Genomic DNA, 19,924 nt, shown 5'->3' with positions numbered 1-19,924 from the left:
TTAATTTTTAATTAGAAATAAATTAATTAAATTTTTAACTAACAAGTACTCTGGCATGATATAGAAAATACCATTATTTTTATTCACTTTATCTATACCCCTCAAAAACATATAAAATACTCCACCAAAATTATTTTTATATTTATATTTTTTTATTTTTTTATTTAAATATTGATGTAATGCAACTGTATATATTTGATATTGTAAATCATATCTATTTTTAATAATTTCTTTTTTGATATTTTTTAAAGAATATGAATTTTTATCATTACCTAGATAATTAGTTTTATAATCTATTATATAATATCGTTTTTCCCAAAAAAAAACTAAATCAATAGATCCTTTTAAAATTCCAGTAATTGGATTAAAAGATATTTTAGGTGTAAGAGAAGAAATTGGGTCAAAAGATTGAATAATATGATTAAAGTCTATGCTATGTAATGTTTTTTGTATAGGTAAAAAAAATTTCATTTCTTTTATATATTGATGTGGTTTTAACATAGATAAATTAAAATTTAAATTTTTTAATTTTACATGAATAATATTATCTATCCAAGATGTTAATATAGGAGCCCATTTTTCTTCAAATCCATGTTTTTTTAAAGATTTATAAAAAAAATCAATATTTAATTTTTCTAAAAAATTAATTCTATTCAATATATAGTGTATAAGAATTCCAGTTTCTTTTCCTACTGGAAAATTTTCAAATATTATTTTTTCTTGATAAATTTTTCTCTGATTTAAAATGTAATTTATATTATGATTATTTTGATTAATCGAAATATTTTCTTTTTTTAACTTTGTAAAACTTGTTGTTTGCAGGTAATTTTGTGTTTTTTTAATTAAATTATGAGATTGAGATAGCAAATATACATCTTTTTTAGTAGAAGAAATTTTAATGTTTATTGTATCATATTTTATGTTTATATATGATTTCATATTCAATGAATTTATTTCACATAACAAACTATCATAATCCATATAACATCCACGTTGTATAATATATCCTAAGGCACTTTTATAATTATCACTTTTTTTTTGGTTTTTTTTGTTGATAATATCTCCTATTCCCAAGCTACAATGATAAATAGCTCTTGTTATAGAGACGTATAAAAAACGCAAGTCTTCTGCTAATCGTTCTTCATCTACTATTTTTTTAGTTTCTTTACTTTGATTTAAATCAAAAAATATTTTTAAGTTTTTTTTATCATGATATAGATGTGATTTTGATTTTTTATAAGTTGCTGCAAAAGGAATCCAAACTATAGGATATTCTAATCCTTTAGATTTATGTATAGTAATAATTTTTATTGCGTTAGATTGTTTGAAATCTCTAATATATTCATTTTCTGATATGTTTTTTTTGTCTAATATTTTTTTTTCGAACCATCTTATCAAAGACGACTTTTTATAAAAATATTCTGATTGTTCTTCTAATAATTCTGCTATATGTAAAAAATTTATATGTTTTTGAGAATATTTATATTTATCTAAATTATCAGAATATTTCTGATAGTCTAATATCATGGTTTTAATTGTATAAAAAATTCCTGTATGTGTCCATATTTCACGATATTTATATAATTTTTTAATTATAAAATGTGATTTGTCTATATTTTTTTGTTTTTCTCCTTCTAATAAAATCTTATAAATAATATGTGTAAAAATAGATTGTTTTAATAATTTTATATTCGTTGGTTGTAAAACAGTTTGAAGTATTATGAGAAGTTCACAAGCATCACTAGTTTGAAATACATTTGTATTAGAAGATGAATAAATAGATTTAATATTAACTTTTTCCAATGCATTTTTAATAATATTCGCTTCATCTTTATTTCTTACTAATATAACAATATCACTTTCTTTTAAAATTTTTTTTTCATCTTTTTTAATTAGTATTGCTTCACCTTTTTTAGCATAAGTGAGCCAATAGAAAATTTCATTTGCACACTGTTTTGCAATCCATTCTTGATAATCTTCAATATATATTTTTTCTTTTTTTTTAAAGAAAAAACTGATAGCGTTTTGAATTTTTCCTTGTATTTTAAATTGTATGTTTTTATTATTCAATGCAGGATAAATATTAACAAATGGAATGTTCTTAAAAAAAAATGGTTTTTTATTACGTGAAAATAAATAGTTTGTAGCTTGACATATATCTATTGAAGATCTCCAATTAGTATCAAGATAATAATATTGTTTAATTTTAGATTTGGCATGTAAATAAGAAAAAATATCTGCTCCTCTAAAACTATATATTGATTGTTTTGGATCTCCTATAAGAAATAGTGCTGTTTTTTCATTATTTATGTTATATAAAATATTAAAAATTTGATATTGTTGAATATCAGTATCTTGAAACTCATCAATAAATGCTACTGGATATTTTTTAATTATTAATTTTTTTAGTTTCTCATCTTTTTTAATATACTTTAATAAATTATTTAATAGATCATTAAATCCTAATAAAAATTTTTTGTTTTTTTCTTTATTTACAAGTCTAGTTATTTTTTTTATTGCTTGAAATAAAATAATATCTTTTAAGGAAAATTTTTTTTTCACTATTTCTTCAATATCTTTAAAAAAAACATGATATGGAATATGATTATTTTTTATGTTTTTTATTATTGTTTCTTCCGAAAAATATTTTAATCCGACTGGTATTTGATAATTCTCAGTTGTAGATTTAGCCCATTTTGTAATATTTTGTTTCCATCTAGATATATTAAATTCATTATATATTTTTTGATTAGGTTTTAATGTTTTAATTGTATTTAATATAATTGAGTTATAATCCAACCATTTTTTTTTAAAAGTATTGATTATTTTAATGTTATCTTCATGACACGTTATAATATTTTGATTTTTAGTAAATCTTTTCTTAAAATATACTGTACTAAAATTAAATATTGGTTTTAATTCAGATAAAAGAGCTTCTGGGTTTTTATAATATTTTGAGATGATATTAATAATATTTTTTGGTAATTGATAAAAATAAGATCTCCAAAAATCTTCTGTAGCTTGTAAATATAATAATTGTTCATTTTCAATTATTTTTTCATTAATATTGAAGAAATTTAATTGTAAAACATCTTTGCAAAATCCATGTATTGTATAAATAGCCATATAATTTATATTTTGTTTTGCTTTTTCTAAAATATATATCGCTTCTTCTAAATTTTTTATTTTTTTTAAAAATGGTTTTAAAATAGAATGATTAGTATTTTTAGTGATACAATATAACTGTAGTTTTTCAATGTTTTTTTTAATTCTTTTACATATTTCATTTTTAGCAAAATTAGTAAAAGTTACTATTAATATTTCTTGTATTAATAATGGTTTAATATTTTTTTTATTACCTATTCCAAGCAATAAGCGTAAATACATTAGTACAATTGCTGTAGTTTTTCCAGTTCCAGCAGAAGCTTCAATTAAATTAACACCATTAAATGGTATTTTAAATATATTTAATTTTTTTTTCATTAATTTTTTTATATTTTAATAATGGAGTAAACCATATTTTAGAAATATGACAGATTTTTTTTACATCTAATTTTGAAATTATTTTTTGTATGTAAACATCTTCTTTTTCTCCTTGTATATAAGAGTTTCCCATCCATTTTTTATATAATATTTTATATGCTTCTTTCTTAATATTAGGATCTTTAGAAATACATTGATTTTTTATATCATAAACTTTATCCAACCAAGATATACCGGATTTTGTTAATAATAAAGGACTATTAATACCTTTTATATATCCTTTAATGTATTTTAAAAAATAATTATATGCTTGATTGTATGATAGAGAATGAAATGAAAATATTTGTTTTTTATATCCTAATATTTTACTTTCTCCTATACCTCCTAAAATACAGTAAACTAAATGTTCTAACCATAATGATATTCGATCAGAATAGTTAATTACACCTGATTTCCATCGAAGTAAACCTGTGTTTTGTATTTCTTTTAAAGTTCCTTTAATATAATATTTTTCTATTTGAAGATTAAAATCTTTTTTTTGAGGAAGTACTCTAAATTGATTAATTACTTTTACTATTTCTTCCATTTCTTTGTATTTATTTTGTAAAGCTATTTCTCCAAAACCTCCATATGGTAATATTCCAGACAATTTTATTTTTTCTAATGTATTTTTTAAACTTTGCTTATTTATCATTTTTTCTAATAAAATATTACTTATTTTAAAGTTTTCTAATTGATCAATGATAAATGGTTCAGTTATTAATAATTTTTGTTTTATTGAAAATTTTGTTTTTAATGTATAATTAAAAAAATATCGTATTGGATGTTTCCAAAAAGATATTAAATCCTTCAAATTAATCAAAAAACTTTTTTTTTCAAAATTTTCTAAGTGAATTATATTCTTAAAAAATATTTTATGAATATTTTTAATTTTATTTTTTTGTGTATTTTCTATTTTTTTTATATTTACTATATTATAAATGTGTGCTTTTTCATGTTTCTTACAAAGATAGTGTGATATTTTTTTAATATTATCTTCTATTTTTAGTTTTTCATCACCTTTAAAGCAAAAATATAATGTTATATAATTTATTAATTCTTCAATTAAAATAGATGGGTAGATTTTAGTTTCATTTTTTAATGAATACCCAATATAACTCATATAAAAATATTCTGTAGCAGCTGTAAAATTTTTTAAGAAAAAATAACGTTGTTCATCATCCATATTAATATCTGTAATTAATGGATATTTTTTTAAAAGATTAATATTATCTATATTGTTATTTTTTGATAATGCTTTAGAACTTAATCCTATAATATAAATTATTTTAAATGGTATGCAACATACTACAGAAGGATGACAAAAGTTTATAACTCCTAGTTTAATTTTTTTTTTACTTGTACAATTTGTTATATATAAAAAATTTTTTTTTAACACATTAATAGTGATTTTTTTTTGATATTCAGATAATATAATTTCATCAATCATTGTTTTCCAATTTTTATTTATTATTTGAAGTATTTGATCCCATTCTGTTTGTTGGTAAAAAAAATCATTTATAAAAGAGTTAAATAATAAACGCCAATATTTTATTTTTTTTGACTTTGATAATTTTAAGCGCCATTTGTTTAATATATTAATTAGATGAGATAATTTTCCTATTAATTCTGATTTAGAAAAATCAATAGAAATAAATGATAAAATATTATTCCAAATTTTATTTTTTTCATTTGTAGCATAACTTAATAATAATTTGTCAATTCCATAAAACCAAGTATTTTTATCAATTTCTAAAAAATGTAAATCATTTTGATGTTTTTTATTTACACCCCATCTAATATTTGTAGATTTTACCCAATTATATAAAATTTTTATTTCTTCTTCTGAAATACTAAAATTTTTTGATATAATTGGAATATCAAGTAATTCTAAAATTTCTTCATTATTGAATCGAATATCAGATAAGTTTAATATTTTGTTAAAAAGATAAAGTATTTTTTGTTTATTTTTACAATTTTTTTCGGAAATATAAAAAGATATATTTTCTTTTTTATTATTTGATTTAAATACAGAATTAATATGTGTTATATAACTATTTAATTCAAATGAAGTAACAACAATATCATGTGGTTTTATGTTATTATTCGTGTTTAGTATTTCTATTAATATTTTATATAACACTTCAATTTCATGTTGTTTACTATAGCAAATATTTATAGAAATTGAATTATCTTTAGGATTTATAGTTTTTTTAAATAATTGTTTATTTTTTTGAAAATTTAAAATATTATTTTTAATATTATTTAATAAATTATCTATATGATATTTTTTAAAATAATTTTTAATTTTAATGTTTTTTAAGGTTTTTATAAAAAGCAAATAAACGTGTTCATATTTACCCCACAGTTTTTCTAGTGTATTGTTAAAATTATTTTTTACATCTAAATGAGTTAATTTATTATCTAAAGTAACTGGATAACTAATGATGTTATTTTTATAAGCAGTTAAATATAAAAAATATATATCAGTATATATACTTATTTTATGAAATATTTCTATATATGATGGATTTATAGGAAGTGACCAAATAATAAAAATACGTTGTGGAAATTCAACTTGTTTTTTAATTAAATTTTTAAATTCATAAAATAAACTTGAAAAATTATTAGTAGATTGATTAAGTTTTTTACTATCATTGATCATTTTATTCCATAGTTTTATTTGCCATGATATTTCTGAACTAATTTTTGGTATTTTTATATTGTTTTTTTTCCATTCTTGAATCCATTGTGGTCTGTATAAAATATATTTTTGAAATAAATTTTCCATTAAAAATGCAAATTCAAATTTTTTTATTTTATTATCATTTTTCTTAATATTTTCAAGAAAATTATTTTCTTCAATAATTTTTATTATTTTCCAAATATTAGTTGTTTTCTTTAAAATATTTTTCACTTTATTTTCAGATATTATTGTTTTAAACATTTTCCAAATAAAAATATGAGGATTAATTAGTTTAAAATCTGATGAAATACCTGTATAGTTAGCTGTGAATATATTTAGATATTGAAATAATACTTCATTATCATGAATAATAATTTCTTTTTCAAAAATATAGGGAAGTGGTTTTTTTTTAATAATTTTACATATTTTTAAAAATAGTATATTTAATTGATTAAATTTATATAAAAAAAACATAAAAACCTTTGTATTTTAAAATTAATACGTTGTAAATATAAAATATTTAATTTAGCATTTATTTTTTTTTGTAAAGATGAACATCTATTTGTGGGTAAGGAATATTAATATTATTTTTATCTAATGCTTTTTTAAATTCAGCCATTAAATCCCAATATACTGAATTTAATTCATCTGTATTACTCCAACATCGTACAACAAAATTCAAAGAAGATGGTGCTAGTTCACTCAAACCAATTATAATATCTCGATCTTTTATAACTCTATTTTCATTTTCTATGACTTCTCGTAATACTTTTATAACTAAATCAATATCTGTATTATATGCAACACTGATAGAAAATTCATTTCTTCGAGCAGGTTCTCTTGAATAATTGATAATATTTCCAGAAATTATTTTATTATTTGGAACGACTACAATTTTACCATCTAAAGTACGTAAAGTTGTATAAAAAATATGAATATTTAATACTGTTCCTGCTACATTTCCTAAATTCACATATTCTCCAGTTTTTAAAGGTCTTAGTGTTACTAATAGAACGCCTGCTGCAAAATTAGACAGAGAACCTTGTAATGCTAATCCAATAGCCATTCCAGCAGCACCTAATATAGCAATTACAGAAGTTGTTTGAACACCTATTTTCCCTAATGCAGCAATTAATGTAAAAGTAATAATAATATATCTCATTAAAGCAGAAAGAAAACCTGCAATAGTAGCATCAATATTACGAGTAATTAATATTTTATTAACTCCATTAGATATGATTTTTGCTACAAACATACCAGAAACTAAAATAACAATAGATGATGTCAAATTAATTATATATCCAAATAATAGTTCTTGATTTCGTATTAACCAATTACCTGCATGATTAATATCACTTACTACATTAAGTTCATCCATTTTTATCTCTTTTTATATAGTTTTAAAAATAAGCATTTAATTTAACATGTCTAAATTTTTACTGTGTTAATTCTTATTTATTGGTTTTCGGAGAATATTTTTATTTATTCCCCGGATTTGAAGATAAAATATTTATTATATTTAAAAAACATTTAATGCATTTAGTTCCTTAAATGTTTTTTCTAATCTTATAGACATTGATTCTTGCGATTTTCTTAGCCAAGATCTTGGATCGTAATATTTTTTATTTGGTTGATTTCCCCCTGTTTTATTACCTAGCTGAGTTTGTAAAAAATCTTTATTTTTTTTATAAAAATTTAATACACCTTTCCAAGCAGCCCATTGTATATCAGTATCAATATTCATTTTAATCACACCATATTTGATAGATTCTTTAATTGCTTCTAGATCTGATCCTGATCCACCATGAAATACAAAATTTAATGGTAGTTTTTCTAACTTATGCTTTGTGCTCACATAGTTTTGTGATTCTTTTAGAATAATAGGTTTTAAATTAATATTTCCAGCTTTATAAACTCCATGTATATTTCCAAATGCAGCAGCTATAGTAAAATTTTTACTAATTTTAATTAATTTTTCATATGCATAGTTAACATCTTTAGGTTCTGTATAAAGCAATTCTTTACTAATTTTACTATTGTCTATTCCATCTTCTTCACCACCTGTGCATCCTAATTCAATTTCTAACATCATATTAATTTTTTTTATTTTTTTTAAATATGAACTGCAAATTGAAATGTTATCTTCTAATGATTCTTTCGATAAATCAATCATATGAGAAGTAAAAAGAGGTTTTTTATAAATTTTATAATGTTTTTTTCCCTCTTTAATTAGACCATCAATCCATGGTAATATTTCTTTATGACAATGATCAGTATGCAGTATTACTGGAACATTATAGTGTTTTGCAACTAAATGTACATGTCTAGCTCCTGATATAGCTCCCTTTATAGCTTGTTCTTGATCGGTTTTAAATATTTTTTTAGAACTAGCGATAAAAGAAGCTCCTCCATAAGAAAATTGTATAATAACAGGAGATCTTATTCTGGAAGCTGTTTGTAATACAGCATTGATTGAATCAGTACCTATGCAATTTACTGCTGGTATTGCAAATTGTTTTTTTTTAGCTAATTCAAATATTATTTGACATTCATCACCTGTTATTACACCAGGTTTAATAGAGTTTAAATTATTCAAATTTTTTCCTATTATTTAAATTTTTTTAATTAAAAATATTATTTAGTATTTGTTGAGAAAAATTTTTTTCTAGCATATCTATCGCAGGTAGTTTTTTACCTTCAATAAATTCTAGAAATGCACCGCCTCCTGTTGAAATATAAGAAATTTTATTTTTAATACAAAACATATCAATAACAGATAATGTATCACCACCTCCAGCTATTGAAAACTCGGAATTATTTGCTATTGCTTTAGCAATTTTTTCTGTTCCTTTTCTAAAATTAGGAAATTCAAAGACTCCTACAGGACCATTCCAAATAATTGTTTTTGCTTTACTAATTATTTTAACAATTTTTTTTATAGTTTCATCACCGAAATCCATAATTTCTTCATTTTTTTTGATGTTTGATGGTAATCTAATTATAGATGGTTCGATATTAGAAAAATTTTTTCCTATACGAGAATCAATTGGTATTACAATATTTTTATAGTTATCACGTAATTTTTTTGCTTTTAATATAAATTCTGGTTCATGTAATGATTTTCCAATGTTATAATCAATTGCTAAAAAAGTATTTGCAATACCACCTCCAACTATTAAAGTATCTGAAATATTAGAAAGTTTTTTTAATACATTAAATTTAGTAGATACTTTAGATCCTCCTACTATAGATACCATAGGACGTTGTGGATTTTTTAACGCCTTTTTGAGCATAGTTATTTCAGATATTAAAAGCAGACCTGCACATGCAATATTTACAAATTTTCCAATTCCATATGTTGATGCTTGTTTTCTATGTGCACTTCCAAAAGCATCCATAATAAAAATATCACATAAGTTAGAATATTTTTTAGATAAAACAGGATCATTTTTTAATTCTCCTGAGTTAAAGCGAACATTTTCTAAAACTAACATTTCTCCAGGTTTGATTGGAATAATATTTGAATAATCATTGGAAAAATATACTTTAGTGTAGTTTATTTTTTTTTTTAAATATTCAAATATAGGAAATAACGAATATTTTTTTTCATAACACTCATTTTTTGGTTGTCCTAAATGTGACATAACAATAACTTTTGCTTTTTTCCGAAGTGCCAATTCAATTGTAGGAAGTGAAGCTAATATTCTAGCATCAGATTGAATAATTCCATTTTGAATTGGAACGTTTAGATCACATCTTATTAAGACTCTTTGTCCTTTTATATTTACTTCGTTCATATTTCTTATTTTCATAAAAGCACCTTTTAATTAATTTTTTTATAAAAGTTTTAGTAATTTATTTATACCTGTTATCAGTTATTTGTAATAACAGGTGATACAAAAAATGTATAATAATTTAGTTTTTAATAAAAAATTAGATTTTAAAATAAAAATTCATTTAATTTTGGAACCATGTTCTGATTCCATCAAGAAACATTTGAGTAGCAAGCATAATTAATATTAGACCCATTAATCTTTCTAAAGCATTTACACCTTTTGAACCAAATAATTTTAAAAAAAAACCTGATAATAATAATACTACAATAGTAAAGCACCATGCTATTAGTAAAGATCCTACTAAATATGACATATTATGCAAATATTGATGAGATAATAACATTAATGTGGCTAATAAAGATGGTCCTGCTACTAATGGAATTGCTAATGGCACTAAAAAAGGTTCTTCGTTAGAAGATAATCCATTATTATCTTCTGAAGGAAAAATCATTTTAATAGCAATTAAAAATAAAATAATTCCACCAGATATAGATACTGTTTCAGTTTTTAAATTAAGAATATTGAGTATTTTTTCACCAACAAATAAAAATGTTAGCATAACAATTAAAGCTATAATCATTTCTCTTATAACTACTATTCTTCTTCTTTTTGCATTTAAATTTTTTAGTATCGTCATAAAGACAGGAAGATTCCCTAAAGGATCCATGATTAAAATCAATAATATAGTTGTAGAAATTATTTCAGTCATTTTAATTTATTATGTCCTTGTAGATATATAAAGTTTTTAACTATATATAATATATATATAAAATAATAGAAATTTTCTACACTATATATAAATATTTTAATATATATATCAATATTGTTTTTAAGATAAATTTATAATTTTATAGTATATTAAAAATTTTAATGAGATTTAATATTTTCATAAATCAATATCACTTATAAAATTATATAATAATTACATTTATTTTCGGAGGTCGGAAAGTTTTTATTAAAAATGTTTTATTATATTTGAATAAAAATTATTTTTTATAAAAACACCGTATATTTATTAATGATGAAATCTGTTGGATTCATTGGTTGGCGTGGCATGGTAGGGTCGGTTTTATTAAACCGAATGAGAGAAGAAAATGATTTTTTAAAAATTATTCCTCATTTTTTTTCAACTTCTCAATTAGGTCAAGATGGTCCTATTATAAATAATAAAGTATTTAAAAATCTTAAAGATGCTTATAATCTTAATTTATTAGAAGAAATGGATATTATTATAACATGCCAAGGAGGTTCTTACACTGATACTGTTTACTCTAAATTACGTAAAAATAATTGGAAAGGTTATTGGATAGATGCTGCTTCTAGCTTAAGAATGAAAAATGATTCTATTATTGTATTAGATCCTATTAATTTAAAATCTATTAAAACAGCGTTAGATGATGGAATTAAAACTTTTGTGGGAAGTAACTGTACTGTCAGTTTAATGTTAATGGCTTTAGGTGGATTATTTTCAAACAAGTTAGTAGAATGGATTTCTGTATCTACTTATCAAGCAGCATCAGGTGCAGGCGCTCAATATGTAATTGAATTGTTAAAACAAATGGGTGCGTTATATAATGTTGTATCTAAAGATTTATCAAGTAATGTCTATTCTATTTTAGACATTATAAAAAAAGTTACTAAAAAAATTCAAGATGATAAATTTCCATTAAAATATTTTTCTGTACCTTTAGCTGGAAGTTTAATACCATGGATAGATATTGATATGGGAACTGGGCAAAGTCGAGAAGAATGGAAAGGACAATTTGAAACAAACAAAATATTAGGTTCAAAGAATCAAGTAATCATAGATGGAACATGTGTTCGTATAAGCTCAATAAGATGTCATAGTCAATCAATTTTAATTAAATTAAATAAAAATATTTCATTAAAAAATATGGAAGAAATAATTGTTAATCATAATAAATGGGTTCATTTTATTCCAAATAATATTGAAGACACAATATTTAAATTAACTCCATCAGCGGTAACTGGTACATTAAAAATCCCAGTTGGGAGATTAAGAAAATTAAGCATGGGTGATAAATACTTTTCCGCTTTTACTGTTGGAGATCAGTTATTATGGGGAGCTGCAGAGCCTTTAAGAAGAATGTTAAGTTTATTAATTAATATTTAATATTCTTGAAAAATATTATAAATAATTTAATTAATATACACACATAGTGTGTATATTAAATGGCTTAAAAAACACTTATTGATTGATTTTTTATTATATATTTTAATATAATCCTTTTTTTAATAAATAACGATAAGGTTTTACATGAGTAAAATATTCAATAAGTTGATGTTCCATAAAATTACAAAAATATGGGATATCTCTTTTAGTAGATGGATCATCTGATAAAACTAATATAGTTTCGTTTTGTTTTATTTTTCTGATTGTTTTTCGAATCATCATAATTGGCTCTGGACATTGCAGTCCAATTAAATTTAATATAATATTTATTTTTTTCATTTTTTATATATTTAACATATGTAATATTTATATAAAACAAATTAAATTTTAATATAAATTTTTTAAAAAAATATATTTTTCTACTTCTATAGGTAAAAATTTACGTGAGCTTTTACCATTGTTAAAATTTTGTCTTATTTGAGTAGAAGAAATTTTTATCGAAGGTATAGATGAAAAAAAAATGAATCCAAATGGTTTTTGATGTAAATAAATTTTATTTTTAATCGTATGTAAAAAAATCCATTTTTTTAATTCATCATTATTTTTTTTAATGGTGTGTCTTGGAAGAATTAATAAATGAACGTATGATAATATTTCTTTCCAATTTTTCCAAAGGTTTAAATTATTTAGATTGTCTTCTCCTATTATAAAACACAATGGTTTTAAAAATCCAATTTTTAATCTTATTTTTTTTAATGTATCTATAGTATAAAATTTTTTTTTTTGTTGTTTCTAATAAGCTTATTTCAAATAAGTTATTATCTTTAATAGCATATTCGATCATCTTTATTTTATGTTTTAGAGATGTTTTAGTTTTAGATCGATGAGGAGGGTTTTGATTAGGTAGCAATATAATTTTTTTTATTGAAATTTCTTTTGCTAAGTTTTCTGCAGAAAGAATATGTCCATAATGAATAGGATCAAAATTACCTCCAAAGATTGCATATATTTCTTTCATTGTCTATTATATTTTTAGGTTTTTTAGTGTTTTTATTTGTGAAGATAATAATAATGTTAATGTTTTTAACTCTATCCATACATCATAATCATATTCTACTTTAATTTTGATATCTATTTGTAATAAAATTCTAATTACTTTAAGAAAATTATTAAAGTTTATTGATTCAATTGCAAGTTTAAAAAATTTAATTCTATTGAAAAAAATATTATTTTGTTTAAAAAATATATTTATGTTTATTTTTTTTTCACGTTTCATATTAAGTAATATTAACAAATCTTTTTGTAATGATCTTATTAAAATAATAGGATTATATTTTTGTTTACGAAAAGTATCTAATATATAAATAGCTTGTTTTATTTTATTTTGAAAAATTGAATTTATCCAATCTGATGGGGTAAAAATAGCAAATTTGTTAATAATACTTTTTATTTTTTTTGATGTAATATTTTTATTTTTCCATATAAGCATTATTATATTTAACATATGATATATAAACAAAGTATTTCCTTCATAATATTTATATAGCAATAAAAAAGCATTTTCAGTAATTTCTATTTTTTTTTCTTTTATTTCATATTTCAACCAATTTTTAAAATTTACACCATATGGTGTAAAACACCATATAATATCAGTAGTGAATATATTTTTTTGTGTTAATAAATAATTTTTAAAATTATTAGATAACTGATTAAATTTTAATATTGTTAATATATCTAAATTTTTAACAAAAAGTAATTTATTTATATTTTTTACTAACAAAGAATTTAAATTTTTTAAAAATAAATTTATAATTAAAACTTTTTTTTTAAAAAATAAATTATTTGAATGATAAAAGTTAATAACTTGATTCCAATCTATATTTTTTTCTATATTAATAATATAATTTTCTTTAAAACTTTTTGTTTTAGCAAAATTTAATATTATTTTTTCATTTTTGTTTAACAATATTAAATCTTCTCCTAAGAGAATATAAAAATGATTTAAATTTTTAATTATTTTTTTTTTTAATTCTTCTGTATATATAAATTTCATATAAATAAAATACCATTTTAAAAGTTTTATATGACAAAGTTGATTATTTTATTAGGAATATAAATTATTTTTTTTATTTTTTTATTTTCTATTTTTTTTTGAAATAATGAACTATTTTGAACATAAGTAAAAATTTCTTTTTTTGTTAAATTACCTGGAATTTCTATAGTAAGTCTTTTTTTTCCATTGATTTGAATAACTAGTATATCATTTGTTTTTAATAAAAATTTTTTTTGAAAAACAGGCCATTTTTCATTATCTATGAAACAATTGTTATTTAAATTTTTCCATAAGATAAAACATAAATGCGGTGTAAATGGATAGAGCATTTTTATAATCGATATTAATGAATCTTTCATAATACATTTATCTTCTTCATTTTCTAATTTAAATTTTATTAGTGTGTTTACTAATTCCATAATTTGAGAAATAGCAGTATTAAATGATTTTCGACGACTGATATCATCAGAAACTTTAGCAATTGTTTTATGTAATACATGATACATGTTTTTTTGTTTTTTATTTAAAGTATTAAAGTCTATATTTTTATATTTATGTTTTATTTGAATATAACTAAATGATAATTTCCATAATTTTTTTAAAAATCGATAAATACCTTTTACTCCAGATTCATTCCATTCTAATGATGATTCTATAGGAGCAGCGAACATAATAAATAATCGAATTGTATCAGCTCCATAATTATTAATCATTAATTCTGGTTCAATTCCATTATTTTTAGATTTGGACATTTTAATCATTCCAGCATATATAACTTTTTTACCTTTTTTATCTTTTGCATTAATAATTTCTCCTTTAATATTTTTTTGAATATATATATTAGATTTATGAATCCAATTGCGTTGATTATTTTCACCAATTTGATAAAATGCTTCTGATAAAACCATTCCTTGACATATTAAATTTTGTACTGGTTCATCAAATTTAACAAATTTAAAATCACGTAATAATTTATGATAAAATCTAAAATACATTAAATGCATAATAGCATGTTCTATTCCTCCAATATATTGATCAACAGGTAACCAATATTTTGATGCTATAGGATCAATTATTCCTTTTTCAAAATGAGGACAAGTATATCTTGCATAATACCAAGACGATTCCATAAATGTATCAAAAGTGTCTGTTTCTCTAATAGCAGTTTGATTATTAATTTTAGTAGTATAGCAAGTTGATTTGTTATATGAAGAGTTTTTTAATACATCCAAATGTTTTGTTGTTTCAGGTAATAATACCGGTAAATCTTTTTCTGGTATTGGAACAATTTCCCCATTTTTCATTGTTGCCATAGGAATTGGAGTTCCCCAATAACGTTGTCTAGATATGCACCAATCTTGTAGTTTATAAATAATTTTTGTTTTTATATTTGTTTCTTCTAATAGTTTTTTTTTTATTTTTTGAGTTGCATTTTTATAATCAAGCTGATTGAATTCTCCAGAGTTTATTAATATTCCTTTTTCAGGAAAAAATGTTTTTTTAACTAATTGCATATTTTTTATATTAGATTGTTGGATAACATATTTAATTTTTAAATTATTTTTTATAGCAAAATTCCAATCATTTACATTATGCCCTGGAACTGACATAACTGATCCAGTACCATAATCATTTATTACATAATTTGCTATCCAAATGGGTATTTTTTTTTTTGTAATAGGATGTATCGCAAATATATTAGTGTTTATTCCATAAAATTTTTTTTCTTCCATCTCTTCTTTAGATAAGTTTTCATTGTTTTGTATGTCAATAAATTTTTTTAATATTTGATTTTTTTTTGAAAGATACATGGAAAATTTATGAAAAGGAGATATAGCAATATATGTAACTCCCATTATAGTGTCAATTCTAGTAGTAAATATTTTAATTTTTTTGTTGCTATTTTTAATATTAAAAGAAATTTCAAACCCTTCCGATCTGCCAATCCAATTTCTTTGCATATTTTTAACTTTTTCAGGCCAATTTTTTAATTGTTTTAAATCATTATGTAACGATTCAGCGTAATTTCTAATTTTTATAAACCATTGTGGAATTTTTTTTATTTTTATGGTACTTTGACATCTCCAACAACAACCATTGATTACTTGTTCATTAGCTAAAACAGTTTTATCATACGGACACCAATTTACTAAACTATTTTTTTTATAAACTAATTTTTTTTTATATAATTGAATAAAAAACCATTGTTCCCATTTATAATATTCTGGTTGACATGTGGTTATTTCTCGATCCCAATCATAGCTAAAACCTAGTGATTCCAGCTGTTTTCTCATATATTTAATATTCTTATATGTCCAAGATGATGGCATTGTATTATTTTTAATAGCAGCTTCTTCTGCAGGAAGCCCAAAAGCATCCCAACCAATAGGTTGTAAAACATTCTTTCCTAACATTCTTTGATATCTTGCAATGACATCACTAATAGTATAATTTCTAACATGACCCATATGTAGTTTACCAGAAGGATAAGGAAGCATGGGAAGGCAATAATATTTTTCTTTTGTGTTATCTTCATGAACATGAAAAGTTTTGTTATTTTTCCAATATTTTTGTACATATATTTCAATATCTTTTGGACAATATTCTTGTTCCATAATTTTTCTCTATAATAATTTTTATATTTTTAAAAATAAAAAAAATTTTAACTTTTTATATAATAGATAAAACTTTATTTTATATTTGATTATTAATAACAAATTACAATTTATTTTGCATATAAATAAAAATTTTTAAATATAAATATTTTTTATAATATTTTAGATTAATTTACATTAACAAAGAATTTTTGTAGATAATAAATATATAAAAAATAGATATAAAGTATAAGATGTGTTTTGTAAATATTTTTTATTTTTACATTATTTTGGGGATTTTTTTTCTGGAATAGTTACATGTATTTGTATTATTTTTCTGCTATCTGCTGAAGATATTTTAAAGTTATATCCATTAATATTAATCTCTTCTCCATAACTTGGTAAATGTCCAAATGCTTTCATTACTAAGCCTCCAATAGTGTCTACTTCTTCATTACTAAAACGAGTTTTAAAAAAATCATTAAATTCTTTTATTTCTGTTAATGCTTTAATAGAAAACATATGTTCTTGTAATTTACGAATATTTACTTTTTCTTCTTCATCGTATTCATCTTCTATTTCTCCGACTATTAACTCAAGAATATCTTCTATAGTTACTAATCCAGATACTGCTCCAAATTCATCTATTACTATTGCCATATGCGTTCGTTTTAAACGAAAATCTTTTAGCATTCTATCTACATATTTGCTTTCAGGAACAACGACAGCTGGTCTTAAGATATCTTTTATATGAAAATTTTTATTTGAGTTTCTCATAAATGGTAATAAATCTTTAGCAATTAAAAATCCTTCTACATAGTTTTTATCGCTATTCATTACTGGAAAACGTGAATGTGCAGATTCTAAAATAATGTCAAGACACTTGTTTAAATTATAATTTAATTTTAATATTATCATCTGTGTCCTGGGTATCATTATTTCTTTAATTTTTTTCTTTGCGATATGCATTACACCTTCTAACATATCACATGTATCTTCATCAATAAGTTCATTTTGTTCTGAATCTCGAATTAATGCTAGTAATTCTTCTCTATTTTTAGGTTCATCATGAAAAATATGATTCATCAAGATAGAAAAAAACCCTTTTTTATTAATTTTTTCTGAACTTTTTACATCTTTTTCACTCATAATATTTAGTTATCTATTTTTAAAATATATTTTACTATTCTATGTTAGAAAATCTTAGGTTAAAATAATTTTTATAAAGAATTATTAATTTTTAAAAGTATGGTTCATTATAATTTAAAGATAACATAATTTTATTTTCTATGTTTTCCATAATTTTTTGTTCTTTTCGATTTTTATGATTATATCCTAATAAATGAAGTGTTCCATGTATAATCATATGTGCCCAACGGGATTCTAACGTTTTATTATACTGTATAGATTCTTTTTCTATAATTGTTTTACATACAACTAAATCTCCTAGTAATTTTATATTTTTTTGTATAAAAACATTTGTTTGAAAAGATAAAATGTTTGTTGGATGATTTTTTCCTCTATATTTTAAATTTAAATTTTTTATTTCTGTTTCATCTACAATTCGAATTGTAATAACTTGAATGTTTTTTTTTTATATAAAATTTTTCTTATCCATTGTTTAAATATTCTTTTTTTTGGTATTTTCTCTTTATTTTTACAATTTATTTGTGTATTTAAAATAAAACAATCTTTTTTTTTCATATAATTATTTATAATAATTGACCTTGTAAAATATGAGTGTGTACCTCATTTATTTGTACTTCAGCAAATTTACCAATCATTTTTGGTGATCCATAAAAATTTACAATTCTATTATTTTCTGTTTTTCCATATAGTTGCATAGAATTTTTTTTAGATATACCTTCTACTAAAATAGACTGTTTACTTCCTAACATTTTTCTACTCCAAGACATAGTTTGTTTATTAATACAGTTTTGCAATGTATATAAACGTTCTTTTTTTTCTTTGAGATCAATGTCATCTTTCATTTCTGATGCTGGTGTTCCTGGTCTATTTGAATATATAAAACTATAGCTCATATCAAAATTAATTTTTTTTATAAAATTTATAGTTTGTTTAAAATCTTCTTTAGATTCTCCTGGAAAACCAACAATAAAATCAGAACTAATTTGAATATTTGGACGTGCTTTAATTAGTTTTTCGATAATTCTTTCATATTCTTCTGTAGTATATGATCTTTTCATAAGTTGTAATATTTTATTTGATCCGCTTTGGACAGGAAGATGTAAAAAACTAACTAATTTAGGAGTATCTTTATATACTTCAATAATATCATCACTAAATTCAAGTGGATTACTTGTAGTAAAACGAATTCTTTCAATACCATCTATTTCTGAAATTAATCGTAATAATTCCGAAAAAAAACAAATTTTTCCATCAAAAGTCGGGCCTTGATATGCGTTTACATTTTGTCCTAATAAATTAATTTCTCTTATACCATTTTCAGCTAAACTTGCTATTTCAAATAAAACATCATCAGACGGTCGACTGATTTCTTGGCCTCTTGTATATGGTACAACACAAAATGAACAATATTTATTACATCCTTCCATTATTGAAACAGATGCTGTGTATCCTGTATTTTTAATTTCTAAAAAAGAATTAAACTTATCTAGTTTCGGAAAGCTAATATCAATAACAAATGTTTTATTTTTTTCTACTTCATTAATCATTTTAGGTAGTTTATGTAAACTTTGAGTCCCAAATATAATATCTACATCTTTAGACCTTTTAAAAATTTCTTCGCCTTCTTGTGTCGCTACACAACCTCCAACAGCAATAATAATATTAGAATTTTTATTTTTTAATTTTTTCCATCTTCCTAATTGATGAAAAACTTTTTCTTGAGCTTTTTCTCTTATTGAACAAGTATTTAACACTAAGATATCTGCTTTTTCAGAATTTTTAGTAATTAAATATTGACCTGTTTTTTCTAAATATTTTACTATCATAGATGAATCATATTCATTCATTTGACAGCCCCAGGTTTTAATGTATATATATTTCATTTTTTTAATTATATGAATCCTGTTATTTTTTCAAAGTATTTTATTTAAATAAAGAAACTATTTTGAA

Annotated in this window: 13 protein-coding genes and 1 pseudogene; 1 reads left to right on the top strand and 13 read right to left on the bottom strand. The window is 21.7% G+C overall.

Annotation, left to right across the window (positions count from 1 at the left end; all coding sequences use genetic code 11):
- The 6 genes from recB to FQV33_RS01225 form a co-directional block, all read right to left on the bottom strand.
- A complete protein-coding gene (recB, locus tag FQV33_RS01250; protein ID WP_158347889.1) occupies positions 1–3,483 on the bottom strand; it encodes an exodeoxyribonuclease V subunit beta in 3,483 nt (1,160 codons plus the stop codon).
- On the bottom strand, positions 3,458–6,682 hold the full coding sequence (locus FQV33_RS01245; protein ID WP_158347887.1) for an exodeoxyribonuclease V subunit gamma: 3,225 nt from the start codon (positions 6,680–6,682) through the stop codon (positions 3,458–3,460). The genes recB and FQV33_RS01245 overlap by 26 nt, the downstream gene beginning before the upstream one ends.
- Before the next feature lie 58 nt (positions 6,683–6,740).
- Entirely contained in the window at positions 6,741–7,586 is an 846-nt protein-coding gene (mscS, locus tag FQV33_RS01240) for a small-conductance mechanosensitive channel MscS (protein WP_158347886.1), read from the bottom strand.
- 141 nt (positions 7,587–7,727) lie between these two features.
- A complete protein-coding gene (fbaA, locus tag FQV33_RS01235; RefSeq protein WP_158347884.1) occupies positions 7,728–8,804 on the bottom strand; it encodes a class II fructose-bisphosphate aldolase in 1,077 nt (358 codons plus the stop codon).
- Between the two features lie 25 nt (positions 8,805–8,829).
- The gene (locus FQV33_RS01230) at positions 8,830–10,020 is read right to left on the bottom strand and encodes a phosphoglycerate kinase (RefSeq protein ID WP_158347882.1); all 1,191 of its coding nucleotides are present in this window, start codon (positions 10,018–10,020) and stop codon (positions 8,830–8,832) included.
- Positions 10,021–10,165: 145 nt separating this feature from the next.
- Positions 10,166–10,753 (bottom strand): YhgN family NAAT transporter, encoded by a 588-nt coding sequence (locus tag FQV33_RS01225; protein WP_158347880.1) that lies wholly within the window; start codon positions 10,751–10,753, stop codon positions 10,166–10,168.
- A 309-nt stretch (positions 10,754–11,062) separates the two neighbouring features.
- Here FQV33_RS01225 and asd point away from each other — a divergent pair, with 309 nt between their 5' ends.
- Positions 11,063–12,178, top strand: coding sequence for an aspartate-semialdehyde dehydrogenase (gene asd / locus FQV33_RS01220; RefSeq protein ID WP_158347878.1), 1,116 nt, complete (start codon positions 11,063–11,065; stop codon positions 12,176–12,178).
- Between the two features lie 102 nt (positions 12,179–12,280).
- Here asd and tusA read toward each other — a convergent pair whose 3' ends face one another.
- The 7 genes and pseudogenes from tusA to miaB all read right to left on the bottom strand — a co-directional run bounded on the left by tusA (position 12,281) and on the right by miaB (position 19,857).
- Positions 12,281–12,517: a sulfurtransferase TusA gene (tusA, locus tag FQV33_RS01215; RefSeq protein WP_158347876.1), complete on the bottom strand. Its 237-nt coding sequence runs from the start codon at positions 12,515–12,517 to the stop codon at positions 12,281–12,283.
- 48 nt (positions 12,518–12,565) lie between these two features.
- Positions 12,566–13,196 (bottom strand): annotated as a pseudogene (gene nadD, locus FQV33_RS01210) (nicotinate-nucleotide adenylyltransferase).
- A gap of 6 nt (positions 13,197–13,202) precedes the next feature.
- Positions 13,203–14,231 (bottom strand): DNA polymerase III subunit delta, encoded by a 1,029-nt coding sequence (holA, locus tag FQV33_RS01205; RefSeq protein ID WP_158347874.1) that lies wholly within the window; start codon positions 14,229–14,231, stop codon positions 13,203–13,205.
- Positions 14,232–14,257: 26 nt separating this feature from the next.
- The gene (gene leuS, locus FQV33_RS01200) at positions 14,258–16,846 is read right to left on the bottom strand and encodes a leucine--tRNA ligase (RefSeq protein ID WP_158347872.1); all 2,589 of its coding nucleotides are present in this window, start codon (positions 16,844–16,846) and stop codon (positions 14,258–14,260) included.
- Between the two features lie 264 nt (positions 16,847–17,110).
- Positions 17,111–17,974 (bottom strand): CNNM family magnesium/cobalt transport protein CorC, encoded by an 864-nt coding sequence (gene corC / locus FQV33_RS01195; RefSeq protein WP_158347870.1) that lies wholly within the window; start codon positions 17,972–17,974, stop codon positions 17,111–17,113.
- Between the two features lie 91 nt (positions 17,975–18,065).
- Complete coding sequence (gene ybeY, locus FQV33_RS01190) at positions 18,066–18,371, bottom strand: rRNA maturation RNase YbeY (RefSeq protein ID WP_264284753.1); 306 nt, start codon at positions 18,369–18,371, stop codon at positions 18,066–18,068.
- Between the two features lie 166 nt (positions 18,372–18,537).
- Entirely contained in the window at positions 18,538–19,857 is a 1,320-nt protein-coding gene (gene miaB, locus FQV33_RS01185) for a tRNA (N6-isopentenyl adenosine(37)-C2)-methylthiotransferase MiaB (protein WP_158347866.1), read from the bottom strand.
- Between the last annotated feature and the right edge of the window lie 67 nt (positions 19,858–19,924).

This window comes from Buchnera aphidicola (Aphis fabae), assembly GCF_009069125.1.
GTDB classification, from domain to species: Bacteria; Pseudomonadota; Gammaproteobacteria; order Enterobacterales; family Enterobacteriaceae; genus Buchnera; species Buchnera aphidicola_BB.
The sequence above is the reverse complement of the archived record's forward strand: the minus strand, read 5'-3'. Positions and strand labels throughout refer to the sequence as shown.